General features: G+C 68.4%; 11 protein-coding genes. 5 read left to right on the top strand and 6 right to left on the bottom strand.

Annotated features, from left to right (window positions below):
* Positions 1–713: 713 nt before the first annotated feature.
* The 6 genes from ASF78_RS07720 to rpmH all read right to left on the bottom strand — a co-directional run bounded on the left by ASF78_RS07720 (position 714) and on the right by rpmH (position 6,701).
* Entirely contained in the window at positions 714–1,004 is a 291-nt protein-coding gene (locus tag ASF78_RS07720) for a hypothetical protein (protein WP_056586394.1), read from the bottom strand.
* 3,247 nt (positions 1,005–4,251) lie between these two features.
* On the bottom strand, positions 4,252–4,767 hold the full coding sequence (locus ASF78_RS07715) for a R3H domain-containing nucleic acid-binding protein (protein ID WP_056586391.1): 516 nt from the start codon (positions 4,765–4,767) through the stop codon (positions 4,252–4,254).
* A 35-nt stretch (positions 4,768–4,802) separates the two neighbouring features.
* Positions 4,803–5,861 (bottom strand): membrane protein insertase YidC, encoded by a 1,059-nt coding sequence (gene yidC / locus ASF78_RS07710; protein WP_082494848.1) that lies wholly within the window; start codon positions 5,859–5,861, stop codon positions 4,803–4,805.
* A gap of 21 nt (positions 5,862–5,882) precedes the next feature.
* A complete protein-coding gene (gene yidD, locus ASF78_RS07705; RefSeq protein WP_056586388.1) occupies positions 5,883–6,179 on the bottom strand; it encodes a membrane protein insertion efficiency factor YidD in 297 nt (98 codons plus the stop codon).
* A gap of 7 nt (positions 6,180–6,186) precedes the next feature.
* Complete coding sequence (rnpA, locus tag ASF78_RS07700) at positions 6,187–6,552, bottom strand: ribonuclease P protein component (protein WP_056586385.1); 366 nt, start codon at positions 6,550–6,552, stop codon at positions 6,187–6,189.
* Positions 6,553–6,563: 11 nt separating this feature from the next.
* Entirely contained in the window at positions 6,564–6,701 is a 138-nt protein-coding gene (rpmH, locus tag ASF78_RS21885) for a 50S ribosomal protein L34 (protein WP_010849920.1), read from the bottom strand.
* Positions 6,702–7,192: 491 nt separating this feature from the next.
* Here rpmH and dnaA point away from each other — a divergent pair, with 491 nt between their 5' ends.
* The 5 genes from dnaA (at position 7,193) to ASF78_RS07675 (ending at position 13,318) form a co-directional block, all read left to right on the top strand.
* Positions 7,193–8,737, top strand: coding sequence for a chromosomal replication initiator protein DnaA (dnaA, locus tag ASF78_RS07695; RefSeq protein WP_056586382.1), 1,545 nt, complete (start codon positions 7,193–7,195; stop codon positions 8,735–8,737).
* A gap of 710 nt (positions 8,738–9,447) precedes the next feature.
* Entirely contained in the window at positions 9,448–10,578 is a 1,131-nt protein-coding gene (gene dnaN, locus ASF78_RS07690; protein WP_056586380.1) for a DNA polymerase III subunit beta, read from the top strand.
* Positions 10,579–10,644: 66 nt separating this feature from the next.
* Positions 10,645–11,574: a phosphogluconate dehydrogenase (NAD(+)-dependent, decarboxylating) gene (gnd, locus tag ASF78_RS07685; protein ID WP_056586377.1), complete on the top strand. Its 930-nt coding sequence runs from the start codon at positions 10,645–10,647 to the stop codon at positions 11,572–11,574.
* Positions 11,575–11,583: 9 nt separating this feature from the next.
* On the top strand, positions 11,584–12,768 hold the full coding sequence (recF, locus tag ASF78_RS07680; RefSeq protein WP_056586374.1) for a DNA replication/repair protein RecF: 1,185 nt from the start codon (positions 11,584–11,586) through the stop codon (positions 12,766–12,768).
* Complete coding sequence (locus ASF78_RS07675; protein ID WP_235518434.1) at positions 12,758–13,318, top strand: DUF721 domain-containing protein; 561 nt, start codon at positions 12,758–12,760, stop codon at positions 13,316–13,318. Before recF ends, ASF78_RS07675 begins: the two co-directional genes overlap by 11 nt.
* Positions 13,319–13,326: the final 8 nt, after the last annotated feature.

Here is a 13,326-nt window from a genome sequence, read left to right as displayed (position 1 = left end):
TGCGTCTCTCGCGCCATTCGTCTCGCGTCACTCAACTCGCCTGCGCACCGTGTGCTCGATGCCCCCGTGAGCCCGGGTCTCGGCGAGGTGATCGCCCCCGGTACGTTCGTGGGGCGTTCTCCTCATCGGTCGAACAGGGAAACCTCTGGCCACTGTCCTGACCGTGCCCATCTGGTCCACGCCGCGCAACGGTGGCACGTGAGGCTCGAGGCAATCACCGTTCCGCGACTGCGCGATTCGCCAGCGCAGAGCCCCACCACGCTTCTACATCTTCGGTTCGCCTCCTCGGCCAACGCCCTCCCGCCGGGTGGGTCGTGGCGAGACGCCCGGTCCTCAGCGCACTGTCCGCCTCGTCACTCAGGCACTTCCATGTTCCACGTGAAACCCAGGCGGGTCTCGGGCGAACCACTCTCCCGCGCCGGCCCCGCCCTGCTGGGCTTCTCATGGGAGTCGCTCCAGAGGTGCGCGCACTCTTGCCAGTCTGTTCCACGTGAAACACGGTTCAGTTCTGGCAGTCTGCTCCTCGCCCCGGGCTCGGCAGCAGGATCACCCGAAGTGCGCTTGCTTCGACCCCGGGCCGGCCAGCCCGGACGGCCATCGAGCAGGCTCGCGTCGTGGAACGCCCAACCTGGGCTCCTACCAGTCATCTGCCTGGGCGCACTGGCCCTGCCACCATCCTGTGCCTGCTCCGCACGCCGGCGAGATGGCCCGACCTACTTCCCGCTAGCGAGAGCTCGCTGCCACACCCGCTCGAACGTCTCTCGATCGACGAGCTTGATCAGGAACTGGGGCTTCTGCGCGATCTCTTCAGGAGCGGGAACGGGCGCTGTCCCCAGCACGGTGGATTCCGACTCCTTCTCGCCGTCAGCCCAGACCAAGTGACCGTCAACGAATTCGTCGACCTTTCGCACCTCCCACCCGTCTACGACCTCGGCCCAGAGCAGTACGGGATCGTCAGGATCGTCATGGAGCCATCGGACGCGCTGGTAGTACCGGGTCGTCACACGGGGATACTCCCGCAGGCCTCACGCGAGCGGTGTGGGACACGCCCGAGGCGGACCGCACCGGGCATCGAGCATCCGAGGTGGCGAGCGTGGCCGTCCACCGCACTGGCATCACCTTTCCGCCACAGAAGCCCGAACCCGCAGGTCAGGTTGGTGCCACCCGTAAGAGTTCGTGATGCTCCGACGCGCGGGTTCATCGAACGCCGCGTGTCGACTCCAGGCCCGTGGCCGACCAACCCTCGCCTCAACACTCTCGCCGGCGTCGCCGCACGAGTGATTCGGCCCATTCCGTCCCCCACCCAGGGCTGACGACCTCTGGCCAGCCTTAGCGCGGACCATTCACGACGTCACCACCAACAGGCACCACCCTGGAAGTCCGCCTCCCCTGCATACCCTGTACTCGGGCGATACCGACACACGGTCGAACCACCGGCGTCTCGGAGGACTTCAGTCACTCTGCCCACGTGTGTCGGTCCGGGAGCCGGCGCCACGTCGGTGTGCCCCTCGACCTCCACCTCGCACCATCTAGGACCTTGCGCTCGGGCGCTTCACAGGATTGATGAAGTCCGCAGGGAATCGACCTCTGTGATGTCGCTCGGCGCCGTTGGCGTGAGTGGTCGGCTCGAGGGACGTTCGGTCGTCGATGTTTCACGTGGAACACGGGCGGGCACCTAGGCGCGCGAACGGCAGCACCAGGTGCACCTACCTCGCCCCGTGCGGGTGCGCTGTCGAGTAGGTCGCTGACCTCGACTCCAGCGCCCCACGAGGACGAGGCGATCTCGTCGGCGGGCCCGCACGTCCAGAGAACGGCGACGGAGCAGCCACCTCCTGTCGACGATCTGGCGCTGGGCCTCTCACCTGCTCGAGCTGCACATCTGCCTTGCCCAAGCCGAACCACAGGTCGTTGCGCGGCCCGATGATGTCGACGGGCATCACCACGCCGCCGTCGTGGAGCCGACGACTACTTCCAACGATCTCCATGAAGCGATGACGAACCGCGCTCGTGCTAGCTCTCCCATTCGCCGTCTCGTCGAAGGTCGCGTAGTCGAAGGTCCGTCATTGAAGGTGGATGAACCACTGCACCCTCATCTGCAGGACGACCGCGCCGTGCGGTTGACGACTGCGAGCTTGTCGTAGCGAGTGACTAGTGCGGCCGCCATGTGGTGGCGCAAAGCAGCGTTCGGCGAGGTCCTGTGCGCGGTGGTCGTCCGGGGAGAAGACCGGAGGCTCCCCGCCTGACTGACCACACCTTTGCAGTGGCCAATCTGATCGGACGATCCGGAGGATCGCTGAGGCGGGTCTTCGGTTGCACAGGAGGGCGAGGTTGCCCCGCGAGAAGGGCGACTCGTCCGGGCGCAACCGAACACGTCACGTCGGGGGCCGCCCACGGCCGCCCCGCGCTCTGAGCAGATGCACGAGCAGGGACCGGGAACAGCGGAGAGTCGTTCGCCTACTCGGTGCCGACAGAGTCCACGAGGGGTCGCCCGTCACCGTGGACGAGTGGGTCTATCGCCCCTGACAGCTGACGTGCGAGCGGCCGACGTCGAGATGTCCCGCTCGGACGCACGGGTCCTCACGCTCAAGCTCGGGCACCGCACCTCCAGCCATCGCACGCGCCTGTCAGAGACCTCACCTTCGCGCACCTACGCACACGCTCGCACGCATCTACTCCCACGAGCGGGTGCTCACTCAACCCACGCGCGCACCGCCAACGGCGTGCAGCACGTTCTGCGGGTGCGGGTAGCTGCTCCTCGGAGAGGCTTCACGACCTGACCGACGGCATCTGCGACGGGCTACAGGCACGCGTGGTGACCCGCCTGCACTATCCCCCTGCTGCCGCGAGGTCGCGGCGTCGTTTCACGTGAAACAGCTGTCCCCCGCCACGCCGCCGATGGTGAGGATCGGCCCCCTACCCGGCGCGTACCCCATAGCGCGTACCCGTTCGCCCGTCGCCCGTCGCCCGTCGCCCGTCGCCCGTCGCCCGTCGCCCGTCGCCCGTCGCCCGTCGCCCGTCGCCCGTCGCCCGTCGCCCGTCGAGATGGTCTCATTCGCTGGCCTGTGGGACAGACTCGCCGTCCGCGCAGATGCGCACTCCCAGGGCACGCCCCGAGCAGCCGGAGGCACTAGCGCATCGGCCGCATCCCCGCTGTTTCACGTGAAACCGCCTCGTGGACTTCGGCGGTCACGAGCAGGACGCCCCGCGCGCCACCGCGCCCGTGGTGGTGACGAGTCGGCAAAGACCTCACCAGCACCTATGGATGGGCTCAGTGCGACGTCTTCGAGCGTCTCGCCATCCACGGCGCCGCGGGTCCAGACCGCCAGGTCCCGCGCAACACCCTGGGGAGAGTGGACGTCGAGACCTGTCCGATGACGACGACATCCCCATCCGTCGTTTCACGTGGAACAACGACACAGAGTTCCGCTGCGGAGTGCAACAGTCACCGTCGGCACCCTGCGCCCGATTGCGACAGTCACCGTCGGCACCCTGCGCCGCGTTGGATCGGTCGACCGAATGTCCATTGCCGCCGTACAGGCCGCACGACCTCACCGCGCAGATACCCCTCGAATGCGAATCAGTGTGAAGCAGCTGTAGCCGACCGCGTGCCGGCAGCTGCGTCCCAGTCTGGTGGGAGAGGGCTCTCATCACGCGCTCCTCGGCATGGCCTGACGCACGACGTTGGCTGCGGCAGTCTGCCCACGCAGTCCGCGGACGCCCACATTGCATGCCGACGCCAATCCAGGACGGCGATCGCCCCCCATCCCGAGCTTCTGAGGACGGGCGATCGGTCGGTAGGCGCTGCAACAGCCCGTGAGACCAGGCGGCATGGTGATCAAGCCACATCCGCTATTGGTCAGATCCGGCATCCTTGTTCCACGTGAAACGGGACCGGTCACCAGTCCCTCGCTCTCTGGAAACACGTGTCGGTATGTAGGACCACCTGCGATGAATCAATCCTGGCTGACGGCCGGATCCACTCCGCCAACGCACCCGCACGATCGGCGCACGGCTCGTGGAGCTCATGATCGGCGCACGGCTGCTGGGGCATCTGCTCAAGCAGCTGGTAGCAGGGGACAACTCTCGCGCCACCGTGGACGAGAGTCCGCGTGCCAGTCTCGGATCGCCCCTGGCACCCTGGAGAGTGACTCCGGCGGCAGACGAGCGATCTCTTCAGGAGTTTCACGTGAAACATGCCGACAACGACGAAGGGGTGGGCCCGCAGGCCCACCCCTTCAGTTCGATCGCAAACTACGCCGGCCGGATCACCACGCGCCGGTTGGGCTCCACACCGTCGGAGTCGCTCGACATCCCTGCCGCGGCGACGGCGTCGTGCACGACCTTGCGCTCGAACGGGTTCATGGAGTCGAGTGCCACGGCGGCACCGGACTCCTTCACGCGCGCGATGGCCTCTTCGGCAACGGTCACCAGCTCCGCACGCCGAGCGGACCGGTAGCCGGCGACGTCGAGCATGAGGCGGCTGCGCTCCCCGGTCTTGGCCTGGACGGCCAGACGGGTCAGCTCCTGGAGAGCGTCGAGAACCTCGCCGTCGTGACCGGCAAGCCGTGAGAGCGACCGGTCGGCAGGGTCTTCGGACACGATCTCCACGGCGGCCCTGCCGTGGTCGATGTCGATGTCGATGTCGCCGTCGAGGTCAGCGATGTCCAGCAGCTCCTCGAGGTAGTCGGCGGCGATCTCGCCTTCCTCCTCGAGACGCTTCGTGCTGGTGGTCTCGACGGGGACGGCGTCGGGCTGGGTCGAAGTCATGGAGTTCTCTCTCCGATCATCGTCGCGCGAGTGCGCTACTTCTTAGGCTTGGTGGGTGCGCCGGGCGTCGGCGTGCTGGGGCCGTCGCCGTCCTTGGGCGGGACTGGCTTGTCCTTGACGTCGTCGATCACAGGACGAGGCTTGTTGCGGTCCTTGCGCTTGGGCTGTTCCCGCTGTCCGCGTGGCTTCTCCTCGATGATGACCGCCGGTGCTGCGGACTCTTCGATCGTGCCGTGCGACTTGGCCTTCTTGGCCTTGCGCTCCTTCATGGCGATCTCTGCCTGGGAACCGGGCGCCGGCATCCGGCGGATCGTGTAGAACTGCTGGCCCATCGACCAGAGGTTGGTGGTGGTCCAGTAGATGAGGACACCGATGGGGAAGTTCACGCCGGAGAACGCGAAGATCAGCGGCAGCACGTAGAGCAGCACCTTCTGCTGCTGCGCCATGGGGCCCTGGAGCGCCGCGGGCGGCATGTTCTTCATCGTCAGCTGGCGCTGTGTCAGGAACGTGGTGGCGGACATAGCGATGATCAGGACCACGGTCACGATGCGGATGGACATCGCGTCCGGACCGGAGCCGGCCTGCATGAAGGTGCCCGACAGCGGGGCACCGAAGATCGTCGCTGCCTCGGCCTGCGCCGCGAGCTCGGGCGACATGGGACCGATCGGCGGGTACTTGCCGGACGCGACGTTCGGGAGCTCGATGAGCACGCGGAACAGGGCGAAGAAGATGGGGGACTGGAGCAGGATCGGCAGGCACGACGCGAACGGGTTCGTGCCGTGCTCGCGGTACAGCGCCATCGTCTCGCGGCTCATCGCCTCACGGGAGGCGGGGTCCGTCTTGCCCTTGTACTTCTTCTGGATGGCCTGCATCTCGGGTGCGAGCAGCTGCATGCCGCGCGACGCCTTGATCTGCCGGAAGAAGAGCGGGATCAGCAGGATCCGGATCACGATGACGAGGCCGACGATCGACAGCGCCCAGGCGGCACCGCCTGCGGGGTCGAGGCCGATCGCCTCGAACAGCGAGTGGAACTGGACCATGATCCAGGCCACGACGACCATGATCGGTTTGAGCAGACCGTCGAACCAGTCCATCGGGCAGAACTCCTCGGGGGGTCAGTGCGTGGACGGAGCCACGTCGTGATGGTGGTGGACGGATCGTGCTGGTGGAACGTCGTCCACGCCACCCAGGTTCCAGGGGTTGCAGCGGAGCACTCGCCAGATGGCGAGGCCCGTCCCGCGTATCGCGCCGTGGCGCTGGACCGCGATGACGGCGTACTGCGAGCAGGACGGGTAGAACTTGCAGGTCGGGGGTGTCATCGGCGAGATGAACCGTTGATACCCCGTGAGGAGGAGAAGGAGCAGCCGACCGGGAGCACGCACGATCCCGCGGACGATGGACCGAATAGTCATGGGATGACTAGGCCTCGGTCCGGCGTCGAGCACGACGAGCGGCTGTCTCGAGCGCGGCGTCGAGGTCGTCTCCCAGCAGGGCGAACGGGCGCGATGCCGCAGGCGGCAGTGCCCTGACGACGATGCCGGCGTCGACGGGCATCGCTGCCAGCCGGACCCGGACGAGCTCGCGCAGCCGACGCTTAACCAGGTTCCGCGTCACGGCGGTCCCCACTGCCTTGGACACGACAAGACCGATCACCGGCCCGGAGGGCGAGTGATCGGTCCTGGTCGTCATGTGCACCACGAGGGTGTCCCGTCCGCCGCGCGCGCCTCGGCGCACCGCCTGCTCGAAGTCGGCAGCGCGGCGCATGCGGTGCGCAGCGGACAGCACCGACGGTGGTGTCAGGCCGAGAGCTCCGCGCGGCCCTTGCGACGACGTGCCGCCAGGATCGCGCGGCCGGCGCGGGTACGCATACGCAGACGGAAGCCGTGGGTCTTGGCCCGGCGCCGGTTGTTCGGCTGGAAGGTGCGCTTGCTCACGAGAGTCTCCAAGTACATCGAGTGGGTCTCGCATGTGCCGCGCGACCAGGTTCAGGCTGCCGAGTTCGAACTGCTCCCAGGACACGCATCGCGTGCGTGCGGCGTCAGGGCGCGCCAGCAGGGGCCATCGAGAAGGCTGCAATACCGTACTTCCCGCCGTAGTGGCCGGTCAAATGCGCGCGACGCGCCGGAGCGATCGTCCCACAGGGTGTCCGGACGTCACCCCACCGAGCACTCCCCGGACCAGCCACGGGCCACTACCATCGGTCATCGTCGCCCGGGGGGCGCGGCCTGTGGATCACGACGTGGTGGATGGCCGCCAGGTGCGACGACCACCGACGACAGAACGGCGCTCGTCAGGCCGTCCTCATCGTGTCTGAGCACCAGTGACACCGGCGAGACCCACTGCTCACAGGTGTGGACAACTGTGTGGACAACGTACGGTCGTGCGAGACTCGACCACCCACGCGATCGAACAGCTGAGGTAGCACGTGTCACAGGACGAAGAGCTTTCCCGGGTCTGGGGTCACGTGGTGTCGACCCTCGAGTCGAGTCCGGACATCACCCCGCGCCAGATCGCCTTCGTCCGGCTGGCCCGGCCTCTGGGCCTCCTCGACGGCACCCTCCTGCTGGCGGTCGGCAACGACCTCACCAAGGACTACCTCGAGTCGCGCGTCCGGGGTGAGGTGACCGCTGCACTGAGCACGGCACTCGACCGGGAGGCCCGGTTCGCCATCACCGTCGACCCGGAGCTGGCCGAGGACGCACCTCCGGCTCTCCGTGTGGTCGGTTCGGGGTCGGACCAGCGGCACGAGCCCTACAGCCAGTCGCGTGACGAGCGCGAGGCCGACGAGGCGGACGCACGTCGGGAAGCCCGACCCGATCTCTCCCTGGTGCCGGACGACGGGCAGGACGACCGCGACGACCAGGTGCGCGAGCGCCGGTACGGCGGCCGCAACGACGACCGTCCGCCCCCGGCGAACCGGCGCATGCCCGCGGAGCCCGCGCGGCTGAACCCGAAGTACCTCTTCGAGACGTTCGTCATCGGCAGCTCGAACCGCTTCGCGCACGCGGCGGCGGTCGCGGTCGCCGAGGCGCCGGCCAAGGCGTACAACCCTCTGTTCATCTACGGCGACTCGGGGCTGGGCAAGACGCACCTGCTGCACGCGATCGGGCACTACGCCCAGAACCTCTACCCGAGCGTGCGCGTGCGGTACGTGAACTCCGAGGAGTTCACCAACGACTTCATCAACTCGATCAGCGAGGGCAAGGCCGGCGCGTTCCAGCGTCGCTACCGCGAGGTCGACGTGCTCCTCATCGACGACATCCAGTTCCTGCAGGGCAAGGAACAGACGATGGAGGAGTTCTTCCACACGTTCAACACGCTGCACAACGCGAACAAGCAGGTCGTGATCACGTCCGACCTGCCACCCAAGCAGCTGAACGGCTTCGAGGACCGGATGCGGTCGCGCTTCGAGTGGGGTCTGATCACCGACGTCCAGCCGCCCGACCTCGAGACGCGCATCGCGATCCTGCGCAAGAAGGCCGGCAGCGAGCGGCTGCAGGCACCGCCGGACGTGCTGGAGTACATCGCCAGCAAGATCTCGACGAACATCCGCGAGCTCGAGGGCGCGTTGATCCGGGTCACGGCTTTCGCGAACCTGAACCGCCAGCAGGTCGACCTGTCACTCGCCGAGATCGTCCTCAAGGACCTGATCACCGACGACCAGACGACGGAGATCACCGCGACGCAGGTGATCGGCCAGACCGCGGCGTACTTCGGGCTCAGCATCGACGACCTGTGCGGGTCGAGCCGCTCCCGCGTGCTCGTCACGGCCCGTCAGATCGCGATGTACCTGTGCCGTGAGCTGACCGACCTCTCGCTGCCCAAGATCGGGCAGGCGTTCGGTGGCCGTGACCACACCACGGTCATGCACGCGAACCGCAAGATCCGCGAGCTGATGGCCGAGCGCCGGTCGATCTACAACCAGGTCACCGAGCTGACGAACCGGATCAAGCAGCAGAACCGAGGCTGATACGGGCTCATCGGAGCCTGAGTTATCCACAGCCGTCCACAGGGACCTGGGGACACTTGTGACGCGGTTCACCCATTCGGCGCACGGCGTCTGCAGGGGCGTCACCGCACTGCTCTGACCTGCAGAAACACCAGGAACCGGACATCCCGGGACCAACCTCTGTGTTCACAAACCGGCATTGCGGGCTTCCGGGCATGAGACAACTCTCACCGTCGAAACGATACGAGCCTCTTGACTCGAACCTTCACCCTCCGGATGAGACATGCATGGGACGAATCTCCACACCTGTGCACTCACCTGTGGACGACGGTGGATGACACGCGGTGGGGGTGTGGACGGCACACCCCTGACCAGTGGACGCAGAAGTGGGTCACCACCGTCGTCCACCGTCGTCCACCAGACGTCCGAATCGACCCACACCCCGGGTGCACAGGCAGATTGCGTCCTGACCTGCGCGGACGTCGACGATCCACACAGTGCACAGGACCGATGACGACGATGACACTTCTCTAGGTGGGGGATCCACACACCGCCAGAGGAGCTCGAGCGACCGGCGCACCGCGTCGAACGACACGGCTGTCGTTGTCATCCCCATGCTCCGTACCGAGCGTCGGACCACTCGCGTAGTGTTCGCCTGACGCCTGCCCACCCCGGACCCCGCACAACCCGTGCCGGCACACCGGTCAGGCCAGCTCGACGAGAGGTGAGGTATGAGGTTCCGGGTCGACCGTGACGTTCTCGCGGACGCCGTCACGTGGACGGCGCGCAGCCTGCCCACTCGGCCGCCGGTCCCTGTCCTGGCAGGTGTTCGCCTCGAGGCCGACACCACGGGCACGGTCCAGCTCTCGAGCTTCGACTACGAGGTCTCTGCGCGGTCGCAGATCCCCGCCGACGTGAGCGAGGCCGGCACCGTCCTGGTCTCGGGCCGTCTGCTCGCCGAGATCTCCCGTGCGCTGCCGGACAAGCCGGTCGACGTCGTGCTCGACGGCACCAAGGTCGTGGTGACGTGCGGCGCGAGCCGGTTCACGCTCCTGACGATGCCGGTCGAGGACTACCCGAACCTCCCGGTCATGCCGCCGACCACGGGGACCGTCGACGGCGACGAGCTCACCCACGCGGTCGCCCAGGTGTCCGTCGCCGCCAGCCGGGACGACACGTTGCCGCTGCTCACCGGCGTGCGGGTCGAGATCGAGGGCGAGAAGGTCACGCTCCTGGCGACGGACCGCTACCGGCTCGCCCTGCGTGAGCTCACCTGGAAGCCGTCGTCGCCGGACATCTCGACCGTCGCGCTCGTGCGTGCCCGGACGCTGTCCGACGCCGCGAAGTCGCTCGGCAGCGCCGGGTCCGTGACCGTCGCCCTGTCCACCGGCTCCGGCGTGGACATGATCGGGTTCGAGGCCGCCGGCCGGCAGACCACCAGCCTGCTGGTCGACGGGGACTACCCCGCCGTCCGTCGGCTGTTCCCGGACGAGACGCCGATCCACGCCATCGTCAGCACGCACGCCCTGGCGGATGCCGCCAAGCGCGTGAGTCTCGTCGCCGAGCGCAACACCCCGATCCGGCTGTCGTTCAGCGAGGGCCAGGTCGTCCTCGACGCCGGCCAGGGCGACGACGCACAGGCGTCCGAGGCGCTCGAGGCGACGCTCGTCGGCGACGACATCTCCGTGGCGTTCAACCCGCAGTTCCTCCTGGACGGTCTCGGCGCGCTGAGCACGACGTTCGTGCGGCTGTCGTTCACCCACCCGAACAAGCCTGTGGAGTTCACCGGCCAGGAGTCGCTCGACGGTGAGGACAACCCGCAGTACCGGTACCTGCTGGTCCCCATCCGCTTCGCCAGCTGACCGGCGCACCGCCGCCCCGTGCGGCACAGTGGGACGCGCGAGCGCGGATCCGAGAGAGGCACAGTCATGCACATCGGTCTGGTGGGTCTGGGCAAGATGGGTGCGAACATGCGCACCCGCATTCGTGCTGCGGGCATCGAGGTCACGGGGTACGACCGGAACCCCGACGTGACCGACGTGCCCTCCCTCGAGGCGCTGGTCGAGGCGCTGCCCGCCGGTGAGCGGGTCGTCTGGGTGATGGTGCCGTCCGGGGTCATCACCGACGGGGTCGTCACCGAGCTGGCCGGGCTGCTGACCAGCGGCGACATCCTGATCGACGGCGGGAACTCGTACTACCAGGACGACCAGAAGCACGCCGACGTGCTGGCGCGGACGGGTGTCGACTTCCTGGACGCCGGGGTGTCCGGCGGTGTCTGGGGGCTCGAGAACGGGTACGGGCTCATGGTCGGCGGCGACGCAGACGTCGTCGCGAAGGTCATGCCGGTGTTCGACGCCCTACGTCCGGAGGGCCCGCGCGAGGAGGGGTTCGTGCACGCCGGGACGGTCGGCGCCGGGCACTTCGCCAAGATGGTGCACAACGGCATCGAGTACGGGCTGATGCAGTCCTACGCCGAGGGCTACGAGCTCCTGGCCGCGAAGGACCTGGTCACGGACGTGCACGGCACGATGCGCGCATGGCAGCGAGGCACGGTCGTGCGGTCCTGGCTGCTGGAGCTGCTGGTCAAGGCGCTCGGGCAGGATCCGGGCCTGGGCGAGATCGACGACTGGGTCGAGGACTCCGGCGAGGGCCGGTGGACCGTCGACGAGGCGATCGACCTGGCCGTGCCGGCACCGGTGATCTCGGCGGCACTGTTCGCGCGGTTCCAGTCGCGCCAGGAGGAGTCCCCGGCGATGAAGGCCGTCGCCGCGCTGCGTCAGCAGTTCGGGGGACACGCGGTCAAGCCGGCCGGCACCACCGGTCCGGTCACCGGCACGCCGCCGTCGCAGTCGCTGTAGCCGGAAGAGATGTACGTCGCCCATCTCTCCCTGACGGACTTCCGCTCGTACGCGCAGGTCGAGCTCCCGCTGGAGCCGGGGATCACCGCGCTCGTCGGCCCCAACGGGCAGGGCAAGACGAACCTGGTCGAGGCGATGGGCTACGTCGCGACGCTCGGCAGCCACCGGGTACCGACGGATGCCGCACTGGTGCGTGCTGGTACGACCAGGGCGGTGGTCCGGGCCAAGGTCGTGCGCGAGCTGGAGCCCGGTCGACCCCGGTCGACCCTCGTCGAGATCGAGGTCACGCCCGGCAAGGCGAACCGCGCTCGCGTCAACGGGGGATCCCCGACGAGGGCGCGCGACGTGCTGGGCATCCTGCGCACGGTGCTGTTCGCGCCGGAGGACCTGTCGCTGGTCAAGGGTGACCCGGACGGCCGACGACGGTTCCTCGACGACCTCCTGGTGCAGCTGACGCCGCGCGTCGCGGGGACGGTCGCCGACTACGACCGGGTGCTGCGCCAGCGGTCGGCGTTGCTGAAGTCGGCTGCCGTGGCACGCCGGGGTGCAGGTGCGGACCTGCGCACGCTCGACGTCTGGGATGCCAAGCTCGCGCAGACCGGCGCGCAGATCATCGTCGCCCGGCGGAGTCTGGTCCGGGCGATCGCTCCGCACGTCGAGAAGGCATATGCGCAGGTCAGCGCCGGTCAGGGTGACGCGATCGTGACGTACAAGGCGTCGCTGGACGCCGTGCTGGAGATCGAGGACGACGCGGCCGGCGTCGACCTGGTGGAGGCGCAGCTGCTCGAGGCGATGGGCCGGCTGCGCAGCAAGGAGATCGAGCGCGGGGTCAGCCTCGTCGGTCCGCACCGCGACGACCTGGTCCTCACTCTCGGCGGCCTGCCGGCCAAGGGCTACGCGAGCCACGGGGAGTCGTGGTCGTTCGCGCTGGCGCTGCGGCTCGCCTCGTACGAGCTGCTGACGCGTGGCGACGACGAGGGCGTCGGGGGCGACTGGGGACCGGACGGTGAGCCGGTGCTGATCCTCGACGACGTGTTCGCGGAGCTCGACGCACGCCGCCGCGACCGGCTGGCCGAGCTCGTCGCGCCCGCGCGGCAGGTCCTGATCACGGCGGCCGTCGCCGACGACGTCCCGGCTCCGCTGGCCGGTGCCCGGGTGGATGTCATGGGGGGCGAGGTGGCTCGTGTCCTCTGAGGAGCTCTTTCCGCAGCCCAGAGCGCTGGACACCCCGTTGCGGGACCTCGTCGAGCTGACGCCGCCCCGACAGGTGGCGCTCGGCGCGCTGGGCCGTGCGAAGGCCGCGGCGGCGCAGCGCGGCTACCGGCCGGGCGACCCGGCGCGGCGTCGACCGCTGGTCCCGGTGCAGGTGGGGACCGCCGGTCCGGGGGCGCGCGACCCTCAGCTGATCGGATCGACCGTCAGCGGTCTGCTCGACCAGCTGGGCGGGCCGTCGGACCAGGTCGCGGGCGTGCTCAAGCACCGGTGGTCGGATCTCGTCGGCGCGCAGGTGGCCGAGCACTGCGAGTACGTGTCGTTCGAGGGCGGGGCGCTGACGCTGCGGGCGCACTCGACGTCGTGGGCGACGCAGCTGCGGTTCCTGGCACCGGCGATGCTCGGGCGGCTCGCGGCGGACCTCGGCGACGGGATCGTCCTGGAGATCACTGTCCTGAACCCCGGAGGTCCCCGGTTCAAGACCGGTCCGAAGAGGGTTGCCGGGCGCGGGGAGCGCGATACGTTCCGCTGACCGAGGAA

Origin of the sequence: Cellulomonas sp. Leaf334, assembly GCF_001424195.1 — a bacterium.
Classification (GTDB): domain Bacteria; phylum Actinomycetota; class Actinomycetes; order Actinomycetales; family Cellulomonadaceae; genus Cellulomonas.
Note: the sequence above shows the minus strand (reverse complement) of the source record. Positions and strands in the feature narration are given on the sequence as shown.

Excerpts from the sequence above, each read along its gene's own strand:
- ASF78_RS07715 (WP_056586391.1), bottom strand. The coding sequence starts at position 4,767 with ATGACTTCGACCCAGCCCGACGCCGTCCCCGTCGAGACCACCAGCACG.
- yidC (WP_082494848.1), bottom strand. The coding sequence starts at position 5,861 with ATGGACTGGTTCGACGGTCTGCTCAAACCGATCATGGTCGTCGTGGCC.
- yidD (WP_056586388.1), bottom strand. The coding sequence starts at position 6,179 with ATGACTATTCGGTCCATCGTCCGCGGGATCGTGCGTGCTCCCGGTCGG.
- dnaN (WP_056586380.1), top strand. The coding sequence starts at position 9,448 with ATGAGGTTCCGGGTCGACCGTGACGTTCTCGCGGACGCCGTCACGTGG.
- gnd (WP_056586377.1), top strand. The coding sequence starts at position 10,645 with ATGCACATCGGTCTGGTGGGTCTGGGCAAGATGGGTGCGAACATGCGC.
- recF (WP_056586374.1), top strand. The coding sequence starts at position 11,584 with ATGTACGTCGCCCATCTCTCCCTGACGGACTTCCGCTCGTACGCGCAG.